The organism is Promicromonospora sp. NPDC090134, assembly GCF_044746965.1.
Lineage (GTDB): Bacteria > Actinomycetota > Actinomycetes > Actinomycetales > Cellulomonadaceae > Promicromonospora.
Genome location: NZ_JBIVCZ010000001.1, coordinates 986,522 through 1,007,259 on the forward strand (window position 1 = coordinate 986,522; position 20,738 = coordinate 1,007,259).

Annotated in this window: 19 protein-coding genes; 17 read left to right on the top strand and 2 right to left on the bottom strand. The window is 72.2% G+C overall.

The features are described 5' to 3' along the window. Window positions 1-13 precede the first annotated feature (13 nt). Window positions 14-511 (top strand): GNAT family N-acetyltransferase, encoded by a 498-nt coding sequence (locus ACIPN7_RS04275; RefSeq protein ID WP_400538302.1) that lies wholly within the window; start codon window positions 14-16, stop codon window positions 509-511. A 38-nt stretch (window positions 512-549) separates the two neighbouring features. Here ACIPN7_RS04275 and ACIPN7_RS04280 read toward each other — a convergent pair whose 3' ends face one another. Further along, entirely contained in the window at window positions 550-1,179 is a 630-nt protein-coding gene (locus ACIPN7_RS04280) for a TetR/AcrR family transcriptional regulator (RefSeq protein ID WP_400538304.1), read from the bottom strand. Between the two features lie 128 nt (window positions 1,180-1,307). Here ACIPN7_RS04280 and ACIPN7_RS04285 point away from each other — a divergent pair, with 128 nt between their 5' ends. After that, window positions 1,308-1,901, top strand: coding sequence for a DUF6230 family protein (locus ACIPN7_RS04285; RefSeq protein ID WP_377233869.1), 594 nt, complete (start codon window positions 1,308-1,310; stop codon window positions 1,899-1,901). Then, window positions 1,892-3,643 carry a DUF6114 domain-containing protein gene (locus tag ACIPN7_RS04290; RefSeq protein ID WP_400538307.1) on the top strand — a complete coding sequence of 584 codons (1,752 nt, stop codon included), beginning with the start codon at window positions 1,892-1,894 and terminating at the stop codon, window positions 3,641-3,643. Before ACIPN7_RS04285 ends, ACIPN7_RS04290 begins: the two co-directional genes overlap by 10 nt. A gap of 82 nt (window positions 3,644-3,725) precedes the next feature. Here the strand turns inward: ACIPN7_RS04290 and ACIPN7_RS04295 are convergent, their stop codons facing one another. Further along, complete coding sequence (locus ACIPN7_RS04295; RefSeq protein WP_400538309.1) at window positions 3,726-5,192, bottom strand: isochorismate synthase MenF; 1,467 nt, start codon at window positions 5,190-5,192, stop codon at window positions 3,726-3,728. Window positions 5,193-5,317: 125 nt separating this feature from the next. On the opposite strand from ACIPN7_RS04295, the gene ACIPN7_RS04300 reads away from it, so the two are divergent. The 14 genes from ACIPN7_RS04300 to nuoL all read left to right on the top strand — a co-directional run bounded on the left by ACIPN7_RS04300 (window position 5,318) and on the right by nuoL (window position 20,730). Further along, a complete protein-coding gene (locus ACIPN7_RS04300; RefSeq protein WP_400538312.1) occupies window positions 5,318-6,013 on the top strand; it encodes a demethylmenaquinone methyltransferase in 696 nt (231 codons plus the stop codon). Window positions 6,014-6,270: 257 nt separating this feature from the next. Continuing rightward, window positions 6,271-7,566: a geranylgeranyl reductase family protein gene (locus ACIPN7_RS04305; protein ID WP_400538314.1), complete on the top strand. Its 1,296-nt coding sequence runs from the start codon at window positions 6,271-6,273 to the stop codon at window positions 7,564-7,566. A 43-nt stretch (window positions 7,567-7,609) separates the two neighbouring features. Next, the gene (locus ACIPN7_RS04310) at window positions 7,610-7,969 is read left to right on the top strand and encodes an NADH-quinone oxidoreductase subunit A (protein WP_377228088.1); all 360 of its coding nucleotides are present in this window, start codon (window positions 7,610-7,612) and stop codon (window positions 7,967-7,969) included. A gap of 75 nt (window positions 7,970-8,044) precedes the next feature. Beyond that, window positions 8,045-8,596 carry an NADH-quinone oxidoreductase subunit B family protein gene (locus ACIPN7_RS04315; RefSeq protein WP_020016037.1) on the top strand — a complete coding sequence of 184 codons (552 nt, stop codon included), beginning with the start codon at window positions 8,045-8,047 and terminating at the stop codon, window positions 8,594-8,596. Then, window positions 8,593-9,360 (top strand): NADH-quinone oxidoreductase subunit C, encoded by a 768-nt coding sequence (locus tag ACIPN7_RS04320; RefSeq protein ID WP_400538317.1) that lies wholly within the window; start codon window positions 8,593-8,595, stop codon window positions 9,358-9,360. Before ACIPN7_RS04315 ends, ACIPN7_RS04320 begins: the two co-directional genes overlap by 4 nt. After that, complete coding sequence (locus ACIPN7_RS04325) at window positions 9,357-10,727, top strand: NADH-quinone oxidoreductase subunit D (RefSeq protein ID WP_400538319.1); 1,371 nt, start codon at window positions 9,357-9,359, stop codon at window positions 10,725-10,727. The genes ACIPN7_RS04320 and ACIPN7_RS04325 overlap by 4 nt, the downstream gene beginning before the upstream one ends. Next, complete coding sequence (nuoE, locus tag ACIPN7_RS04330) at window positions 10,724-11,557, top strand: NADH-quinone oxidoreductase subunit NuoE (RefSeq protein ID WP_400538321.1); 834 nt, start codon at window positions 10,724-10,726, stop codon at window positions 11,555-11,557. The genes ACIPN7_RS04325 and nuoE overlap by 4 nt, the downstream gene beginning before the upstream one ends. Beyond that, window positions 11,554-12,900, top strand: a complete 1,347-nt coding sequence (nuoF, locus tag ACIPN7_RS04335) for an NADH-quinone oxidoreductase subunit NuoF (RefSeq protein WP_400538324.1) — start codon at window positions 11,554-11,556, stop codon at window positions 12,898-12,900. Before nuoE ends, nuoF begins: the two co-directional genes overlap by 4 nt. Further along, window positions 12,897-15,533: an NADH-quinone oxidoreductase subunit G gene (locus tag ACIPN7_RS04340; protein WP_400538327.1), complete on the top strand. Its 2,637-nt coding sequence runs from the start codon at window positions 12,897-12,899 to the stop codon at window positions 15,531-15,533. The genes nuoF and ACIPN7_RS04340 overlap by 4 nt, the downstream gene beginning before the upstream one ends. Next, on the top strand, window positions 15,530-16,825 hold the full coding sequence (gene nuoH, locus ACIPN7_RS04345) for an NADH-quinone oxidoreductase subunit NuoH (RefSeq protein ID WP_400538329.1): 1,296 nt from the start codon (window positions 15,530-15,532) through the stop codon (window positions 16,823-16,825). The genes ACIPN7_RS04340 and nuoH overlap by 4 nt, the downstream gene beginning before the upstream one ends. Then, window positions 16,818-17,657, top strand: a complete 840-nt coding sequence (gene nuoI, locus ACIPN7_RS04350; protein ID WP_400538331.1) for an NADH-quinone oxidoreductase subunit NuoI — start codon at window positions 16,818-16,820, stop codon at window positions 17,655-17,657. The genes nuoH and nuoI overlap by 8 nt, the downstream gene beginning before the upstream one ends. Continuing rightward, on the top strand, window positions 17,654-18,478 hold the full coding sequence (locus ACIPN7_RS04355; protein ID WP_400538334.1) for an NADH-quinone oxidoreductase subunit J: 825 nt from the start codon (window positions 17,654-17,656) through the stop codon (window positions 18,476-18,478). Before nuoI ends, ACIPN7_RS04355 begins: the two co-directional genes overlap by 4 nt. After that, window positions 18,478-18,777 carry an NADH-quinone oxidoreductase subunit NuoK gene (gene nuoK, locus ACIPN7_RS04360; protein ID WP_285100873.1) on the top strand — a complete coding sequence of 100 codons (300 nt, stop codon included), beginning with the start codon at window positions 18,478-18,480 and terminating at the stop codon, window positions 18,775-18,777. The genes ACIPN7_RS04355 and nuoK overlap by 1 nt, the downstream gene beginning before the upstream one ends. A gap of 12 nt (window positions 18,778-18,789) precedes the next feature. Continuing rightward, window positions 18,790-20,730 carry an NADH-quinone oxidoreductase subunit L gene (gene nuoL, locus ACIPN7_RS04365; RefSeq protein ID WP_400538336.1) on the top strand — a complete coding sequence of 647 codons (1,941 nt, stop codon included), beginning with the start codon at window positions 18,790-18,792 and terminating at the stop codon, window positions 20,728-20,730. Window positions 20,731-20,738: the final 8 nt, after the last annotated feature.

Consider the following 20,738-nt stretch of genomic DNA (forward strand, 5'->3'; position numbering starts at 1 on the left):
TAGGTTGGTCCGCGTGTCTGGGACGTACACCGTGGTCAGGACCCTCGGCCGGGCGGATGCCGCGCACGACATCCTCGAGGAGCTGCCGGAATGGTTCGGCATCGACAGGTTCACGCACGAGTACGTCGACGCGGCGGCCCGGTTCCCCAACTACCTCGCGGTCGCCTCGCCCTCCGTCGGGGCGGACGGCGGTGCGGTCCCGGCCGACGACGTGCTCGGCGTGCTGCTCCTGGACCAGCGCTACCCGACGTCGGCCGAGGTGCACCTGCTCGCCGTCCGGCGCAAGCACCACCGCTCCGGCATCGGGCGCACTCTCGTGCGACGGGTCGAGGACGACCTGCGCGGTCAGGGCGTGCGCCTGCTCAGCGTGAAGACGCTGGGACCCTCGGCGCACGACCCCGGTTTCGACCAGACCCGCGCCTTCTACGGCGCCTGCGGCTTCCACCCGGTCGAGGAGTTCCCCGACCTCTGGGCGGACGACCCGTGCCTGCTGATGGTCAAGCCGCTCTGATGGTCAAGCCCCTCTGACCTGCCGGCCAAGGGCCTGGCTCAGGCCTTGGCCCGTGCCCCGAACAGCGCCTCGGCGGCACCCGGCACCACGGCGGCGACGACGCCGCCCAGGCTGCGCTCGAGATAGCCGACCAGCTCGTCGTCGGCGAGGTCGGAGTTGATGCCGCCGTCGACCAGGGCCTGCTCGGCGAGCGCCACCCAGGAGCGGACCGCGATGCGCAGGAGCTCGGTCTCCGGCACGCCCAGCTCCAGGAGCACGGCGAGGGCGCGCTCGGTCTGCTGGCGCCGCGCGTCCTCGATCACCGCGCGCACCTCCTCGTCGCCGCTGGCCGCGCCGCGCACGAGCGAGTAGAAGGTGGGGCCGTGCTCCCGGACGTACTCGACGAGCCGGGTCAGGGTGTTGGCCAGGCGCTCGGCGGGCGGGAGCTCGGGCTGCGGCTCGGAGGCGTGGAGCATCGAGTCGCGCGCGCGGCGCACGATCTCGTGGTGCAGGCCGTTCTTGGAGCCGAAGTAGTAGTAGACCAGACCCGTCGAGACACCGGCTTCGGCGGCGATCTCCTCGACGGTCACCTCGGCCAACGGGCGGTCCGCGAGAGTCGCGACTCCGAGGGCCACGAGCTGGTTGCGGCGTTCCTCCGGACGGAGGCGCGTGCGTCGGGCTGTTGCCATGTGTCGAGCATATCCGGCATGCTTTGCGCCGCTGTCAGGGGGTCAATTGACGGTGAGTCAGTAATCACGCTACGGTCGCGGCGGGACGACGATGCCGTCGTCCTCACATTGGCATGAGGGGAAAACCAATGAAGCTCAGCAAGCTCACGGGGACGCGTAGGGGCCGCGTGGCCCTGGCCGTCATCCCGGTCACCATTGCCGCCAGCGTCCTGCTCGGTGGGGTTGCACAGGGCGCAGTGCCCGTCTCGTTCGCCATCTCCGGCAGCCAGTTCAAGATCGGCGCCGACAAGCTCGCGGGCACCGGCTTCTCGCAGTACGCGGGCGTCGCGACCGCCTCCGACGGCACGCAGCACCCCGCCGCCATCGCGAACATCAAGGACGCGCAGCTCTACAACCTCTGCCAGTCGGTCGTGCAGGACACGCCGCTCGGCAAGGTGGGCCTGCTGATCTCCGCGGGCACCGGTGAAGAGCCCGCCAAGGCCACGGACCTGCAGATCGGAATGAGCGACCTGTCCGGTACCGCGATCTTCAAGAACATCCGCATCGGTGTGGACGCCTCGACGGTCAACACGACCAAGAAGGGCGACGCCGGCGACTTCGCCATGGACTCCGACTCGATCGACATCGACGGGCTCCAGCAGGTGTCGTGGAGCACGCAGGCCGCCGTCTTCCAGCTGACGGACCTCAGCCTCAAGATCACGGACGGCACCGAGTGCTTCTGAGTCCGGGTGACGGCCCGGCGTCCGCCGGCCGCCCCGGACTGCGCGCGAGGTTCGCCGACTGGCGCAGGGACTTCCGCCCCTGGCGCAGGCAGCGGCCGTTCGTCGGGGGCGTGCTGGTAGTGCTCGCGGGCCTGGAGATGCTCCTGTCCGGCCCCATCAAGCTGGACCAGCTCGGCATGAACGTCGTGCTGCGGTTCGGGGTCGAGGGCGCGCAGGCGACGATCCTGCCGCTCGCCCTGGTGCTGCTCGGGATCCTGGTGATCGCCCAGCCCGTGCACCGCATCTTCTACGGCGTGATCGCGCTCGCGATCTCCGTCTACTCGATCGCCGGCGTGAACCTCGGCGGCTGGATCATCGGGTTCCTGCTCGGCGTGGTCGGCGGCATCATCGTCGTGTCCTGGGCGCCCCAGGCGGCGGAGGCCGGAACGGCCGAGGGCGCCGACGAGGCGGAGTCCGGGAGCGCGGCCGGGTCCGGGGCGGACGACGGCGCCGCGGGCGCCGGCACCGCGCAGGGCGGCGCTCCGGCGTCGGGCGCCGGCACCGAACCCGCCGCGGAGGCGGACCTTCCCGAGACCGGGACGCCCGCGGACGACGCCCCCGCGGACGACGACGCCCCGCAGGCGGACGAGCCGGCACCGAAGGCCGCCGAACCTGCCCCGGAGACCGAGTCGATCCCCCGCGTGGACTCGCTGAGCGGCGCGCTGAAGGCCCTCTCGCAGAAGTCCGCGGCGGTCGTGGTGGCGGGCGCGATGGCGGTCGGCGGCATGAGCCTGCCGGCGACCACGTCGATGGCCGAGGCCCAGCAGGACGACTCGTTCTGGTGCGTCGTCTTCGGCGCGTGCGACGACGGGGACGCGGAACCGTCCGCCTCGCCGACACCGTCGCCGAGCACGTCCGAGTCCGGGGGCGACGAGGCCGAGGACCCGGTCGGGGACGCGGTCGACGACGTCACCGGCGGCGCGACCGACCCGGCCGAGGGCGGCGACGCCGGCTCCGGTGACGCGGCGGACGGCGGCTCCGGCGAGGACGCCGCAGCGGGCGAGGACGGCGAGCCCGAGTGCCAGGAGCCGACGCAGGACGGCGAGGTGCCCGCGGACGCCGCGGAGGAGGCCCCGAGCGACCCGTGCGGCGAGATCGACCCGCAGGCGACGATCGAGGAGGCGCTCCACACCGAGCTCGGCACCTGCGTGAAGGTGACGTTCGGCGGCAAGTTCGACCTCAACATCGACCTGCCCGGCCAGTGCGGCGCCAAGGAGGACGGCTCCGTCTTCTCGCTCCCCGCCGACCTGGAGAGCCGGGACCTCACGATCCCGCTCACGGGCGTCAACGGGATCGGCCTGGCGAACGTGCCGGTCAAGAACGACGGCTCGCGCCGCGACGCCATCAAGATCTCGGCCGACAAGGTGGTCGTCGACGGGTTCTGGCTCAAGTCGTACGCGTACGACGCGGGCACGGTCGCGGGAACGGACACGCGGGCCAACTTCGTCTCCCTCGAGGGCGACGCACACATGTACGTGTCGTCGATCCACGCGAACCTGCCCGACGGCCAGGACCTGCTCGAGGTGGCGACCAAGGTGCTCGAGGGCGCCTCGCTCATCGAGATCCTGCTGACCGCGACGGACGCGCGGATGGGCTTCATCGGCGCGACGTCCGACCTGCAGGTGTGGGACACCTTCCGCGAGCAGGTCTGGGGCGACCCGACCAACCCGATCGGCAAGGGCCCGAGGGCGGGCGACGCCTGAGCGAGCTTCGCGAAGTAGAACCGCAGCGAGATAGAACCAGGGCCTGGTTCTATGCTCGCTGCGGTTCTGTCTCGCCGGAGTTCTACTTCGGCGGGACGCCCAGGGCGTAGCGCATGGGCTCCAGCTTCGCCTCGGACTCCGCCAGCTCCGCCTGCGGGTCGGACGCCGCGACGATGCCGCAGCCCGCGAACAGGCGGATGTGGCGCGGGTCGGTCGCGGAGATCTCCGCCGACCGCAGGGCGATGCCCCACTCGCCGTCGCCCCCGGCCCCGACCCAGCCCACCGGGCCCGCGTACCGGGCGCGGTCCAGGCCCTCGATCTCGCGGATCAGGCTGCGCGCGGCGGTCGTCGGTGTGCCGCACACGGCGGCGCTCGGGTGCAGCGCGGCGGCCAGCGAGAGGGACGACGGGGCCGGCCTGCCCGAACCCGCGTGCTGGTCCGTCAGCACCCCGGTCACGTCCGTCGCGAGGTGCATGACGTTCGGCAGGTGCAGCACGAACGGGGCCTCGGGCACGTTCATCGACGAGCAGAACGGCTCCAGGGCGGCGGCCACGGAACGCACCGCGAACTCGTGCTCCTCGAGGTCCTTCGAGGACCGGGCGAGCTGGGCGGCGCGCAGCAGGTCGGCGTCGTCGGCGTCCGCCGTGCCGTGCTCGCGGCGGATCGTGCCCGCCAGCACACGCGAGGCCACCAGGCCCTTCTCGCTGCGCACCAGCAGCTCCGGCGTCGCGCCGACCATGCCGTCCACGCTGAAGGCCCAGCAGGCGTCGTAGGCGGACGCGAGGCGGCCCAGCAGGTGCCGGGTGTCGAGCGGGTGCTCGGCGGTCGCCACGACGTCGCGCGCGAGCACCACCTTCTCCAGCTCGCCGGTCTGGATCCGGGCGATCCCCTCGGCGACCACGGCGGGCCAGTCGGCCGCGCCGACGGCGCCGTCGGCCAGGACCACCCGGCCCGGCTCCGTCACGGGCTGGTGCGGGTAGGCCGACAGCAGGTCCTCGCCCACGGGCGCGGACCGGTCGCCCACCAGGGAGATCGTGGTCATCCAGGCGCGGTCGCCCTTCCGCCCGACGACGACGCGCGGCACGATCAGCACGCCGCTGGCCCGCGCGGGGTCCTCGGACTCGTCGCCGGGGGAGACGTCGTCGAAGGCGAAGCTGCCGAACGCGACCAGCCCGCTGCCGGGCAGGTTGACGTCGTCGTGCACCACGGCGTTGTCGAGCACCTGGCGCCAGGCCCCGTCGGCGTCGGCGAACCGGCCCGGGCCGAACGTCTCGAACCGCAGCGCCTCGCCCCAGCCCACGAGCCCGTCGCCGTGCCGTACCCAGGCCAGCGCGTGGGTGTCGGGGAGCCGGTCGACGAGCGCGGTCGGGGTGTCCGGGAGGTGGTCGGTCGCGACGGTGCGGACCACGAGCTGCGGGCCGTGCGGAGCGCCCGGCGGCGCCTCGTCGGACACGGGCGGTGTCTCGACCGCCCAGCCGTCGTACACGCTGGTGCCGGAGGGGGAGCCGGTGGGTGTGCCGGGGGTGCCGCCGGAAGGTGAAGCGATCATCGCTTTCAGGATAAGCGCGCACGACCTGACCGCCCGCCGCCGGTAACGGACGTCACAGCCCGGGTGATCGGTAGTCCACCTGACGAACTGCCGATCATTCGGCCCAGGCGTGAAAGCATGGCGGCATGTCCCGCGCAAGCCTGGAGAAGAAGCCGGCCGAGGTCGCGTCGATGTTCGACGGGATCGCCGCCCGCTACGACCTGACGAACGACCTCATCTCGATGGGCCAGGACCGCCGCTGGCGCCGCCTCACGGTCGAGGCCGTCGCCGCGATGCCGGGCGAGCGCGTGCTCGACCTCGCCGCGGGCACCGGGACCAGCAGCGAACCCTTCGCGGCGGACGGCGCCTTCGTGGTCCCGTCCGACTTCTCGATCGGTATGCTGCAGGTGGGCAAGCAGCGCCGCCCGGACCTGCCGTTCGTCGCGGGCGACGCCACGCGGCTGCCGTTCGCCGACGAGTCCTTCGACGCCGTCACCATCAGCTTCGGCCTGCGCAACGTCGCCGACACGAGCACCGCCCTGCGCGAGATGCGCCGCGTCGTCCGGCCGGGCGGGCGCATCGTGATCTGCGAGTTCTCCACCCCTACGTGGGGCCCGTTCCGGAAGGTCTACCAGGAGTACCTGATGCGCGCGCTGCCGGTCGTGGCCGGCGCCGTGACCCGGGACAAGGGCTCCTACGACTACCTCGCCGAGTCCATCCGGGGCTGGCACACCCAGGTCGACCTGGCCAAGCTCATGCTGGAGGCCGGCTGGGAGCACGCCGCCTACCGCAACGTGACGGGCGGCGTCGTGGCCCTGCACCGGGCGGTGCGCCCGGCGTGAGCCGGGGGTCCGCCGCCAGGAGGTGATCAGGCATGGTTCCCGACCGGGGACCGTGCCTGATCGCGTTTTCGGGCCGGACCGCTCGCGGCCTCCCCAAGTAAGGGGAACCTTCCTACACAATCCCCCCTAAGTGTGGCTAGGGTGTCGGTGTTGTGACAGGGTTCACAAGGGCTTGTCAGGAAGCCCTTGCCGAACCCCGCACAGCAGGTCAGCAACGACCAGGCAGCGGGTTCCCAACGGGGGTGAACGTGCGAAGAGTGATACGCGACGACGCGGATGTCATCGTGGTGGGCGCCGGTCCGGCCGGCTCGTCCACCGCGCACTGGTGCGCGGCCGCGGGACTCGACGTGCTGCTGCTGGAGAAGGGCGAGTTTCCCCGCGACAAGATCTGCGGCGACGGCCTGACGCCGCGCGCCGTGGCCGAGCTGGTCCGCATGGGCGTGCCCACCCGCGAGGAGAACGGCTGGATCCGCAACCGCGGCCTGCGCGTCCACGGCGGCGGCCGCTCCTACGAGCTGGACTGGCCCGACCTCACGACCTACCCGGGCTACGGCATGGCCCGCGCCCGCATGACGCTGGACCAGACCCTGGCCCAGCACGCCCAGGCGAGCGGCGCCAAGCTGCTGGAGCGCACCAAGGTCACCGGCGCCGTCCGCGACGACGACGGCCGCGTGGTCGGCGTCACCGCCCAGCCGCTCGACGCCCGCGGCCGCGCCGAGGGCCCCGTCAAGGAGTTCCGCGCCCCCGTGGTGGTCGCGGCCGACGGCGTCAGCTCGCGCTTCGGGCTCGGCCTCGGCCGGGAGCGCCGCGACGACCGCCCCATGGGTACCGCGGTGCGGGCCTACTACCGCACGCCGCGGCACGACGACCCGTTCATGGAGTCGCACCTCGAGCTGTGGGACGGTGAGCCGGGCAGGAGCGCCCTGCTGCCGGGCTACGGCTGGATCTTCCCGCTCGGCGACGGCACGGTGAACGTCGGCCTCGGCAGCGTGTCGTCCACCCCGGCCCGGCAGTCCGCGGCCGGCATCGACTACCGGCGGCTCATGGAGACGTGGCTCGACAAGAGCGCGCCCGAGGGCTGGGACCTGGTGCACGAGCCGGAGCGCGGGCCCATCCGCGGCGCGGCCCTGCCCATGGGCTACAACCGCGGCCCCCTGTACGCGGACGGCGTGCTCCTGGCCGGCGACTCCGCCGGCATGGTGAGCCCGTTCAACGGCGAGGGCATCGCCTACGGCCTGCAGGCCGGGCGCGTGGCGGCCGAGGCGATCAGCCAGGCCCGGCACCGCACCACCGACGACGCCCGCGAGGCCACGCTCGCCACCTACGCGGAGCGCATGCGGGCCGACCTGGGCGGCTACTACACGCTGGGCCGCTGGTTCGTGCGGCTCATCGAGCACCCCGAGATCATGCGGGTCTGCGTCCGGTACGGCCTGCCGCGCAAGGTCGTCATGCAGTTCACGCTCAAGCTCCTGTCCGACTGCTACGAGCCGCACGGCGGCGACTGGGTCGACCGCGTCATCGCCGGCCTGACCAGGGTGGTCCCGAGCTCATGAGCATCACGTCCATGAAGGGCACGTCGTCCACGAAGGGCACAGCATGAATCCCTACGTACCCATCCTGATCCTCATGGCGATCGGGGCGGTCCTGGCGCTCGGCGGGGTCGCCGCGAGCGCGATCATCGGCCCCAAGCGGTACAACCGCGCCAAGCTCGACTCGTACGAGTGCGGCATCGAGCCGACGCCGCACGCGGTCGGGGGCGGGCGGCTGCCGATCAAGTACTACCTGGTGGCGATGACATTCATCGTCTTCGACATCGAGGTCGTCTTCCTCTACCCGTGGGCCGTGGACTTCACGACGCTCGCGACGTTCGGGCTGGTGGCGATGCTGGGGTTCCTGGCGCTGATCACCGTCCCGTTCGTCTACGAGTGGCGCCGCGGCGGCTTCGACTGGGTCTGAGAGAGCGACTGGACGCCCGGCGCCTGACGGTGCCGGGCAGCGACGCCGGGCGGGGCCCGGCAGCGAGGAGGGGACATGGGTGTCGAGGAAGCGCCGTCAGGGTTCCTGCTGACGACGATCGAGGACCTCGCGGGGTACCTGCGCAAGGCCTCGGTGTGGCCGGTGACGTTCGGCCTGGCCTGCTGCGCCATCGAGATGATGGCGGCGGGCGCGTCGCGGTTCGACCTGTCGCGGTTCGGCATGGAGGTGTTCCGTGCGTCGCCGCGCCAGGCCGACCTGATGATCGTGGCCGGCCGGGTGAGCCAGAAGATGGCCCCGGTGGTGCGCCAGGTGTACGACCAGATGAGCGAGCCCAAGTGGGTGCTCTCCATGGGTGTGTGCGCGTCGTCGGGCGGGATGTTCAACAACTACGCGATCGTGCAGGGCGTGGACCACGTGGTCCCGGTCGACATCTACCTGCCCGGCTGCCCGCCGCGCCCGGAGATGCTGATCAACGCGATCCTCGGGCTGCACGACCACATCCAGAACGCGCCGCTCGGCGTGAACCGGGTCGAGGCCGCGCGCGCCGCCGAGGCGGCCGCGATGGAGGCCACGCCGACCTTCGAGATGAAGGGCCTGCTGCGATGAGCGACGTGACGCCGGGCGGCGACCAGGGCTCGGCCCTGACGCCCCCGGAGGGGGCGGCCACCTTCGAGGTGGTCGAGGTCAAGAAGGGCATGTTCGGCGCCCAGGGCTCGGGCGACACGTCCGGCTACGGTGGCCTGGTCACGCCCGTCGCGATGCCCGCGGCGTCCCCCCGCCCGTACGGGAGCTGGTTCGACCAGGTGGTCGACGTCCTGGCCGAGGTGCTGGAGGACGCCGCGCGGACCGGTGGGCCCACCTTCGACCAGGCGGTCGAGAAGGTGGTCGTGGACCTGCACGGCGCCGCGAGCGCGGACGCGCAGCAGGCGGAGCTGACGATCCACGTGGCCCGCGAGCACGTCGCCGCCGTCTGCCAGGCGCTGCGCGACGACCAGGACCTGCGGTTCGAGCTGTCGCTCGGGGTCAGCGGCGTCCACTACCCGCACGACGCGGGCCGGGAGCTGCACGCCGTCTACCACCTGGCCTCGATCACGCACTCGCGCCGGCTGCGGCTGGAGGTCGCGGCGCCCGACGAGTACCCGCACATCCCGTCGACCACGTTCGTGTACCCGTCCAACGACTGGCACGAGCGCGAGACCTACGACTTCTTCGGGATCGTCTTCGACGGCCACCCCGCCCTGACCCGCATCGAGATGCCGGACGACTGGGTGGGCCACCCGCAGCGCAAGGACTACCCGCTCGGCGGCATCCCCGTCGAGTACAAGGGCGCCACGGTGCCCCCGCCGGACACGAGGAGGAGCTACTCATGAGCGCTCCCACGGACCACAGGCCGCCGCCCGCCCCGCACGCGACGCGCCCCGCCGGGAACGAGGACATGTCGTCCACCGTGCGCGCCTTCGAGGCGTACGGCGACGGCGACTGGGACGACATCGCGCGCGAGGCGATCGGCGAGGAGCGGATCGTCGTCAACATGGGTCCCCAGCACCCGTCCACGCACGGCGTGCTGCGCCTCATGCTGGAGATCGACGGCGAGACCGTCACCGAGGCCCGGGCCGGCATCGGCTACCTGCACACGGGCATCGAGAAGAACATGGAGTTCCGCACTTGGACGCAGGGCACCACGTTCTGCACCCGCATGGACTACGTGGCGCCCCTGTTCCAGGAGGCCGCGTACTGCCTCGCGGTCGAGAAGCTCCTCGGCATCACGGACGACATCCCGGAGCGCGCCTCCGTGATCCGGGTCCTGATGATGGAGCTCAACCGGATCGCCTCCCACCTGGTCTGCCTCGGCACCGGCGGCAACGAGATGGGCGCCACCACGGTGATGACCATCGGGTTCACCGCCCGCGAGGAGATCCTGCGCCTCTTCGAGGCCGTGACCGGCCTGCGCATGAACCACGCCTACATCCGCCCCGGCGGGGTCGCGGTGGACACGCCCGAGGGCTTCACCGCCCAGGCCCGAGCGGCGCTGAAGAACGTGCGCGGCTACCTCAAGCAGCTCGGCGACCTCATGCTCGCCAACCCGATCTTCAAGGCCCGGCTGACGAACGTCGGCGTGCTGAACCTCTCCGGGTGCATGGCGCTCGCCGTGACCGGACCGGTGCTGCGCTCCACGGGCCTGCCGTACGACGTCCGCAAGAACAACCCGTACTGCGGCTACGAGACCTACGACTTCGACATCCCCACCTCGAAGGGCGCCGACTGCTACGACCGCGTCGTGCTCCGCGTCGAGGAGTGCTACCAGTCGCTGAAGATCGTCGAGCAGGCCCTGGAGCGGCTCGACCGCACCGAGGGCGAGCCCGTCATGGTCGCCGACAAGAAGATCGCGTGGCCCGCCCAGCTCTCCGTCGGCGGCGACGGCCAGGGCAACTCGCTGGAGCACATCAAGAAGATCATGGGCACCTCCATGGAGGCCCTGATCCACCACTTCAAGCTGGTCACCGAGGGCTTCCGCGTCCCCGTCGGCCAGGCCTGGCAGACCGTGGAGCACCCGCGGGGCGAGCTCGGCGTGCACGTCGTCTCCGACGGCGGCACCCGCCCCTACCGCGCGCACTTCCGCGACCCCTCGTTCAACAACCTCCAGGCCACGTCGGTGATGTGCGAGGGCGGCCAGGTGGCCGACGTCGTCGTCGCCGTCGCGTCCCTGGACCCCGTGCTGGGAGGTGTGGACCGATGACCGCAGACCCGCAGGCGGCCACGAAGACCGGCTACGACGCCGAGACCGTCGCAGCCCTGACCGCCGACGCCACGGCGATCATGGCCCGTTACCCGGACCCCCGGTCCGGCCTGCTGCCGATGCTGCACCTCGTGCAGTCGGTCGACGGGTACGTGAGCCGCGACGGCATCCTGTTCTGTGCCGAGACGCTCGGCATCACGGCCGCCGAGGTCTCCGCCGTCGCCACCTTCTACACCCAGTACAAGCGCCACCCCAACGGGAAGTACACCGTGGGCGTGTGCACCAACACGCTGTGCGCCGTCATGGGCGGCGACGCCATCTTCGACGAGCTCAGCGACCACCTCGGCGTGGGCCACGACGAGACCACCGACGACGGCGCCATCACGCTGGAGCGCATCGAGTGCAACGCCGCCTGCGACTACGCACCCGTCGTGATGGTCAACTGGGAGTTCTTCGACAACCAGACGCCCGAGACCGCCACGGCGCTCGCGGACCAGCTGCGCCTCGGTGACGACGTCGTCCCCACCCGCGGCGCCGCCTCCGTCTGCTCGTTCAAGCAGATGAGCCGCATCCTGGCCGGGTTCCCCGACGGCCGCGCCGACGAGGGCGTGGGCGCGGGCGAGCCGACCCTGGCCGGGCTCGCGATCGCCCGCGAGCGCGGCTGGACGGCGCCGGACGCGCCCGCCGCCGACGGCGGGGCGGACGTCGCGGCCGCGGGGCAGACCAGCCCGCCGGTCGGCACGCCCGGCTCCTCGGCCGAGCGCCAGCCCGCCACGTCGTCCGACACCGAGGTCGGCAAGGACAAGAAGCCCGGGGAGGACGCGAAGTGAACCTCACACCGGTACTCACCGACACGTGGGACAAGGACCGCTCCTGGCGGCTGGCCACGTACGAGCGCAACGGCGGCTACGCCGGGCTCAAGAAGGCGCTGACCATGGAGCCGGGTGCGCTGGTCCAGGCGGTCAAGGACTCCGGTCTGCGCGGCCGCGGCGGCGCGGGCTTCCCCACGGGCATGAAGTGGGGCTTCCTGCCCCCGCCCGACGGCGGCCCGCGGTACCTGGTCGTCAACGCCGACGAGTCCGAGCCGGGCACCTGCAAGGACATCCCGCTCATGCTCGCCAGCCCGCAGCACCTCATCGAGGGCGTGGCGATCACGAGCTACGCGATCGGCTGCGACCACGCGTTCATCTACGTGCGCGGCGAGGTGCTGCACGTCTACCGGCGGCTGCTGAACGCCGTCGAGGAGGCGTACAAGGCGGGCTACCTGGGCAAGAACATCCAGGGCACGGGCTTCGACCTCGACGTCACGGTGCACGCAGGCGCGGGCGCCTACATCTGCGGCGAGGAGACGGCGCTGCTCGACTCCCTGGAGGGCCTGCGCGGCCAGCCGCGGCTCAAGCCGCCGTTCCCCGCCGTCGCCGGCCTGTACGCGCGGCCCACCGTGGTCAACAACGTGGAGTCCATCGCGTCGGTGCCCGGCATCGTCGCCCGGGGCGCCGACTGGTTCTCCTCGATGGGCACCGAGAAGTCGCAGGGCCACGGCCTGTTCTCGCTGTCGGGGCACGTCACCCGGCCCGGCCAGTACGAGGCCCCGCTCGGCATCACGCTGCGCGAGCTGCTCGACCTGTCGGGCGGCATCCGGGCCGGGCACGAGCTGAAGTTCTGGACCCCCGGCGGGTCGTCCACGCCGATCTTCACGCAGGACCACCTCGACACCCCGCTCGACTACGAGTCGGTGGGCGCCGCGGGGTCGATGCTCGGCACGCGCGCGCTGCAGATCTTCGACGAGACGGTGTGCGTGGTCCGGGCCGTGTCCCGCTGGATCGACTTCTACGCGCACGAGTCGTGCGGCAAGTGCACGCCGTGCCGGGAGGGCACCTACTGGCTCAAGCAGGTGCTGCGCCGCATCGAGGCCGGCGAGGGGCAGGACGGCGACCTGGAGCTCCTGGTCGACCTGTGCGACAACATCCTCGGCAAGGCGTTCTGCGCGCTGGGCGACGGCGCGGTCTCGCCCGTCACGTCGAGCATCCAGTACTTCCGCGCCGAGTACCAGGCGCACATCGACGGCCATGGCTGCCCGTTCGACCCGAGCGCGTCGGCGCTGTTCCCGTACACCCCCAAGACACGGACACCGGGCGCCCTCACGGGCGCCGGCGCGGGAGGTCACCGATGACCGTCACCACGAACAACCCCCAGACCGAGGCGGCCCCGGTCGAGCTCGTCACCTTCACCATCGACGGCACCGAGGTGAGCGTCCCGAAGGGCACGCTGATCATCCGGGCCGCCGAGCAGGCCGGCATCCAGATCCCGCGGTTCTGCGACCACCCGCTCCTGGCGCCCGCCGGCGCGTGCCGGCAGTGCCTCGTCGAGGTGGCCATGCCGGACCGCGAGGGCAACGTGCGGCCCATGCCGAAGCCGCAGGCGTCCTGCACCATGACGGTCGCGCCCGGCATGGTGGTCAAGACGCAGCACACGTCCGCCGTCGCCGACAAGGCGCAGCAGGGGGTCATGGAGCTGCTGCTCATGAACCACCCGCTGGACTGCCCGGTCTGCGACAAGGGCGGCGAGTGCCCCCTGCAGAACCAGGCGATGAGCAACGGGCGGCCCGAGACGCGGTTCACCGACGTCAAGCGCACCTTCCCCAAGCCGATCGCGCTGTCCACGCAGATCCTGCTGGACCGCGAGCGCTGCGTGCTGTGCCAGCGCTGCACCCGGTTCAGCGAGGAGATCGCGGGCGACGCGTTCATCGCGCTGCAGGACCGCGGCGCACACCAGCAGATCGGCCGCTACGACGAGGACGTGCTCGGGTTCGCCGGGGCCGAGTCGAGCACCGGCCCCGTGGACCGCCCGATCGGGGAGGCCACCACGGACACGTCCGGGCGGCCCTTCTCCTCCTACTACTCGGGCAACACGGTGCAGATCTGCCCGGTGGGCGCGCTGACCGGCGCGGGCTACCGGTTCCGGTCGCGGCCGTTCGACCTGGTCAGCACCCCGAGCATCGCCGAGCACGACGCGTGCGGTTCCGCGATCCGCATCGACCACCGCCGCGGCCAGGTGCTGCGCCGGATGTCGGGCGAGGACCCGGTGGTCAACGAGGAGTGGATCACCGACAAGGACCGTTTCGCGTTCACGTGGCAGTCCGCGCCGGACCGCGTCACCACCCCGCTGGTGCGCGAGAACGGCGAGCTGCGCCCCGCGTCCTGGGTCGAGGCCCTGGAGATCGCGGCGGCCGGTCTGGCCGCGGCGCGCGAGAACGGCGGCGTCGGCGTGCTGCCGGGCGGCCGCCTCACCGTCGAGGACGCGTTCGCCTGGTCCCGGTTCGCCCGGACGGCGCTCGGCACCAACGACGTGGACCAGCGGGTGCGCGTGCACTCCGCCGAGGAGGCCGCGTTCCTGGCCCGCGTCGTGGCGGGCTCCGGCATCGGCGTCACGTTCGGTGACCTCGAGAAGGCGCCCGCGGTGCTGCTCGTCGGCCTGGAGGCCGAGGAGGAGGCGGGCGTCACGTTCCTGCGGCTGCGCAAGGGCGCCCAGGGCAAGGCCGGCACCAAGGTCTTCTCGATCGCGCCCTACGCCACCCGAGGCCTGACCCGCCTGGACGGCACGCTGCTCCCGGCGGCCCCAGGCACCGAGGCCGAGTGGCTGACCAGCCTGACCACCAGCCTGGCCGGCGGCCTGCTCCCGGCCGACGCGCCGACGTCCGACATCGACACGAGCGCCCTGGCCCGGCCGGGCGCCGTGATCCTCGTGGGCGAGCGCCTCGCGGGCTCGCCCGGCGCCTACACCGCGGCCCTCGGGCTCGCCGAGGCGACGGGCGCGCGGCTCGCGTGGATCCCCCGCCGTGCGGGCGAGCGCGGCGGCGTCGAGGCCGGCCTGCTGCCGGACCTGCTGCCGGGCGGTCGCCCGGTCGCCGACGCCGCGGCGCGCGCCCAGGTCGCCCAGGCCTGGGGCGCCGAGCTCCCGGCCACCCCGGGGCGCGACACCGCGGGCATCCTCGCGGCGCTCGCCTCGGGTGCCCTGGGTGGCGCGGTGCTCGGCGGCGTCGAGCTCGCCGACCTGCCCGACCCGGCGGCGGCCCGCGCGGCGCTCGACGCGACGCAGGCCCGCGGCGGGTTCGTCGTGAGCCTGGAGGTGCGGGCCTCGGAGGTGACCGAGCGGGCCGACGTCGTGCTCCCGGTCGCACCGCCCGTGGAGCGCGCCGGCTCGTACTGGAACTGGGAGGGCCGCGTGCGGTCCTTCGGCGCCGCGCTCGAGTCGAGCGCCCTGCCCGACCACCGCGTGCTGCACGTGCTGGCCCAGCAGCTCGGCGTGGACCTGCAGGCGGGCTCGCCCGCCGAGGCCCACCTCGCGATCGCCCTGACCCAGGGCGCGTGGGAGGGCGAGCAGGTCGCGCTGGAGAGCGACGTCCTGACCGCCCCGCCCACCGTCGGGCCGGGTCAGGCGGTGCTCGCCACCTGGCGGCTCCAGCTCGACGCGGGCAGCGGCCAGGACGGCGAGCAGTTCCTCGCCGGCACGGCCAAGCAGCCCGTGGCCCGGATGTCCGCCGCCACGGCGAGCGGCTTCGGGGTGTCCGACGGCGCGACGATCATCGTCAGCACGGCGCGCGGCTCCGTCCGGGTGCCCGCGGCGGTGACCGACCGGATGGTCGACGGCGTGGTCTGGCTGCCGCTGGCCTCCGCCGGCTGCCGCGTGCACGAGACCCTCGGCGCGTCCGCGGGCGACCTCGTCGGCGTCAGCCCCCACGTGGCGGACGTCCGGGTCACCACGGCGGCCCGCACGTTCCACGGCTCGGAAGGAGATGCCCGATGAACCCGGTGCTGCTGGCCGAGGCCGCGCCCGGCGTCGCCGCCGACTTCTCGCAGGAGACCATCTGGGCCTCGATCGTCAAGGCCGTGCTGATCGTGGTCTTCCTGCTGACCAGCGTGCTCTTCGCCATCTGGTTCGAGCGCAAGGTCGTGGCGCGCATGCAGGTGCGTCCCGGGCCCAACTGGCACGGGCCGGCCGGCCTGCTCCAGTCGCTCGCGGACGCCATGAAGCTGCTGCTCAAGGAGGACATGACGGTCACGCGGGCCGACCGGTTCGTGTACCTGCTGGCGCCGATGATCTCGGTGTTCTGCTCGCTCCTCGTGTTCGCCGTGATCCCGTTCGGGCCGAGCCTGCCGTTCCCGTGGACCGACTGGACCACGCCGGCACAGCTCACCGACTTCCCGGTGGCGGTGCTGTACGTGCTGGCCGCCGCGGCGCTCGGCGTCTACGGCATCGTGCTCGGCGGCTGGGCCTCCGGCTCCACCTACCCGCTGCTCGGCTCGGTCCGGTCCACGGCGCAGGTGATCAGCTACGAGCTCGCGATGGGCCTGTCGCTGGTGAGCGTGTTCATCATGTCGGGGTCGATGTCGACGTCGCAGATCGTGTCCAGCCAGACGCAGATCTGGTGGTTCATCCCGCTCGCGCCGGCCTTCGTGATCTACGTGATCTCGATGATCGGCGAGACCAACCGCCTCCCGTTCGACCTGCCCGAGGCCGAGGGCGAGCTCGTCTCCGGCTACATGACCGAGTACTCGTCGATGAAGTTCGCCTGGTTCTTCCTGGCGGAGTACATCAACATGCTCAACGTCTCGGCGGTCTGCGTCACGCTCTTCCTGGGCGGCTGGCGGGCACCGGTGCCCGACGGGTTCCTGGGCGGCGCGCTGAACGAGGGCTGGCTGCCCATCCTCTGGTTCCTCGTGAAGCTCTGGGCCGTCATGTTCTTCTTCGTGTGGGTGCGCGGCACGCTGCTGCGCCTGCGCTACGACCAGTTCATGGTCTTCGGCTGGAAGGTGCTCATCCCGGTCGCGCTGACCTGGGTCGTCGTGCTCGCCGTCGTGCAGTGGCTGCAGCGCGTGCAGGGCATGTCCTTCCAGCAGTTCATCCCCGTGATCATCGGGGCCGCCGTCGTCTTCATCGCGGTCATGTGGTTCTGGCCGGAGAAGAAGGAGGCGCCGCCGGGCGGCCGGGACAAGGAGCCCGTCGACGCGTTCGCCGGCGGGTTCCCGGTGCCGCCGCTGCCCGGCGAGAAGCTGCCCCCGTCCAAGCGGTTCGGAAAGGAGGTCCACGGTGAGTAAGCGAGACACGGACGAGTACCAGCCCCTGCGGCCGCAGCCGGGACCCATCGGGGAGCTGTTCGCTCCCGTCGCGGGCTTCGGCGTGACGCTGTCGTCGATGTTCAGGCCCACAGTCACGGAGCAGTACCCCCGCGAGAAGGTGCCGACCCAGCGCCGCTTCCACGGCCGCCACCAGCTCAACCGGTACGCCGACGGGCTGGAGAAGTGCATCGGCTGCGAGCTGTGCGCGTGGGCGTGCCCGGCGGACGCGATCTACGTGGAGGGCGCGTCGAACGCGGCCCTGCCGGAGAACGCCGGCCTCCAGGTCAACGCGGACGACTCCCAGGGCGCGCACATGAGCCCCGGCGAGCGGTACGGCGGCGTCTACCAGATCAACTACCTGCGCTGCATCTTCTGCGGGCTGTGCATCGAGGCCTGCCCCACGCGGGCGCTGACCATGACCAACGACTTCGAGCTCGCCGGCAAGACGCGCGCGGGCATGATCTACGAGAAGCAGGACCTGCTGGCCCCGCTGGCCGAGGGCATGCTCGCGGCGCCCCACCCCATGGTGGAGGGCACCACGGACACCGACTACTACAGCGGCGACGTGCTGGGCCCGACGGCGGCGCAGGTCGACTGGGTCCGCGAGCACCGGCCGGACGACGAGACGCTGGACGCCGCGGACGCCGCGGCGTCGGGCAAGGCGCCCGCGCCCACCCAGCGGCAGCACGAGCTGCGGCCGGAGGAGGGCCCCGGTGCCGCCGAGCGGTCCGCGGGCGCGGCCTCGGTCGGCTCGGTGCGGGTCCTGGCGAGCGACGCGGCCGGCTCCGGCCGTCCGGGGGTGACGGCATGACCCCCGCCGTCCTGGAGATCTCGACCGGCGAGACCGTCCTGTTCTGGGTGGTCGCGCCGCTCATGGTGCTCGCCGCGCTGGGCCTGCTGTTCGTCAAGCGGGCCGTGCACGCGGCGATGTGCCTCGTGTTCGTCATGGTCAGCATGGCGATCCTGTACATCGCGCAGGAGGCGCCGTTCCTCGGCGTCGTGCAGGTGGTCGTGTACACGGGCGCCGTGATGATGCTGTTCCTGTTCGTGCTGATGCTCGTCGGCGTGGACGCGTCCGACTCGCTCACGGAGACCATCCGCGGGCAGCGCTGGATGGGCCTGCTCATCGGGATCGGCCTCGCGGTGATCCTGGGCGGCGTCGTGGCGCGCGCCGCGTTCCCGCCCGCCGTCGGGCTGGCCGGGGGAGACCCGGGCGGTGTCGCCAACCCGCAGGCCCTGGCCCGCGTGCTGTTCGGCGACTACGTGCTGGCCATGGAGGCCGTGGGCGTCCTGCTGGTCACGGCGGCCGTCGGCGCGCTCGTGCTCACGCACCGCCGTCGGCTCACCCCCAAGCAGGACCAGCGGGCGGTCGCGGACGCACGCATCCGGGCGCTGCCCGAGGGCGTCGTGCTCACGCCGCTGCCGTCGCCGGGCGTCTACGCCACCTCCAACGCCATGGACACGCCGGCGCTCGGGCCCGACGGCGAGCAGGTGCCGCAGTCGGTCTCGCGGGTGCTGCGCATCCGCGGCCAGGAGAAGGCGGCCCCGCACGCGCCGGGCACCGAGCTGGTCGACGTCCGTACCCGTGACGCCGGCACGTCCGAGGCCCGGACCACCGAGGGAGAGGCCTGATGGACATCACCAACTACGTGGTCCTGGCCGCCGTGCTCTTCGCCGTCGGGGCCACGACCGTGCTGCTGCGCCGCAACGCGATCGTCGTGTTCATGGGCGTCGAGCTCATGCTCAACGCGACCAACCTCGCCTTCGTCACCTTCGCGAGGATGCACGGTGACCTGACCGGCCAGGTGCTCGCCTTCTTCGTCATGGTCGTCGCCGCCGCCGAGGTCGTCGTCGGCCTCGCCATCATCGTGACGATCTTCCGCACCCGCCGCTCGGCCTCGGTCGACGACGTCAACCTGCTCCGGGGGTAGAGAGTGAACGACGTGATCGGGCTTGCCCCCTGGCTGATCGGCTCCCCGCTGATCGGCGCGGCGATCCTGCTGCTGTGGCCCGTGGTGCTGGGCAGGAGGTCCATCGACCGCTGGGGCCACTGGCTCGGGGTCGCGGCCTCGGCCGCCTCCGGGGTCGTGGCCTTCATCCTGATGTTCCGCATGATCGGCACCCCCGCCGAGGGTCGCTCCGTGGACCACCACCTGTGGACCTGGCTGTCCGCGGGCGGGCTGGACGTGGACCTCGGCCTCCGGCTGGACCCCCTGTCCCTGACCTTCGTGATGCTCGTGACCTTCGTGGGCACGCTCATCCACGTGTACTCCGTGGCCTACATGGACCACGACCCGCACCGGCGCCGGTTCTTCGCGTACCTGAACCTGTTCGTGGCGGCGATGCTCACGCTCGTCCTGGCCGACTCCTACCTCCTGCTCTTCGTGGGCTGGGAGGGCGTGGGTCTCGCGTCCTACCTGCTCATCGGGTTCTGGGACACAGGGCGGCCCTCCGCCCGCGAGAACGCGGTGGCGGCCAAGAAGGCGTTCGTCATGAACCGCATCGGCGACATGGGGCTCATCGCGGCGATGGCGCTGCTGTTCGCCCACGCGGGCGCCCTGGACTTCGGCACCGCGCTGTCCGACGACTCCGTCGGCTCGATGTCCCAGGCCACGGCCACCGCGATCGGGCTCTGCCTGCTCCTGGCGGCGTGCGGCAAGTCGGCGCAGTTCCCGCTGCAGGCCTGGCTGGGTGACGCCATGGCCGGCCCGACGCCGGTCTCCGCGCTCATCCACGCCGCCACGATGGTTACCGCCGGCGTCTACCTCATGGTGCGCTCCGGCGCGATCCTCGAGGCGGCCCCGACGGCGCAGCTCGTCGTGGTGCTGGTCGGCGCGGTGACCCTCCTGTTCGGGGCGGTCGTCGGCTGCGCCAAGGACGACATCAAGAAGGCGCTGGCCGCCTCCACGATGTCGCAGATCGGCTACATGATGCTCGCCGCGGGCCTCGGCCCGGCCGGGTACGCGTTCGCGATCTTCCACCTGCTCACGCACGGCTTCTTCAAGGCGGGGCTGTTCCTCGGCGCCGGCTCCGTGATGCACGCGATGGGCGACCAGACCGACATGCGGCGCTTCGGCGGGCTGTCGCGGTTCCTGCCCATCACCTGGATCACGATGGGCCTGGGCTGGCTGGCGATCCTCGGGATCCCGCCGTTCTCCGGCTTCTGGAGCAAGGACGGCATCATCGAGGCCGCGTTCATCCCGGTCGAGGGGCAGCCGTGGCGGGCCTGGGTGTTCGGCACGGTCGCGGTGCTCGGCGCGGCGATCACCGCCTTCTACATGACGCGCCTGTTCTTCATGACGTTCGGCGGACGCCGTCCGCGCTGGACCGAGGGCCAGCACCCGCACGAGGGCTCGCCGCTCATGTGGTGGCCCCTGGTGTTCCTCGGCGTCGGCTCCGCCGCGCTGGGCCTCGTGCTCGGCATCGGCGGCACGTTCACCACCTGGCTGGAGCCCGTGGTCGGGCACGCCGAGCACCACGAGCCCGTGCTGCCGGTCTGGCTCATCATCACCGCCACCCTCGTGGTCGTGGTGCTCGGGGCGCTGCTCGCGTTCCGGATGTACGCGGTCCAGCTCGTCCCCGAGGAGGCGCCGCGCGGCTCCGCGCTGACGCGGGCCGCCCGCAAGGACCTGTACCAGGACGCCGCCAACGAGACGCTCGTCGTGCGGCCCGCCTACGGCCTGGCCCGCGTGGTCCAGGTGGGCGACCGCGACGTCGTCGACCGGGGCTGGGGCGTGCTGCCGCAGGCGGTGTCGTGGTTCGGCGGCGTGTTCCGCAAGGCGCAGACCGGGTACGTCCGCTCGTACGCGGCGGGCATGGCGGGCGGCGTCCTCGTGATCGCCGTCGTCGCCTGGCTCGTCGTGGGCCTCGGTGGTGCCCAGTGATCGGAGGA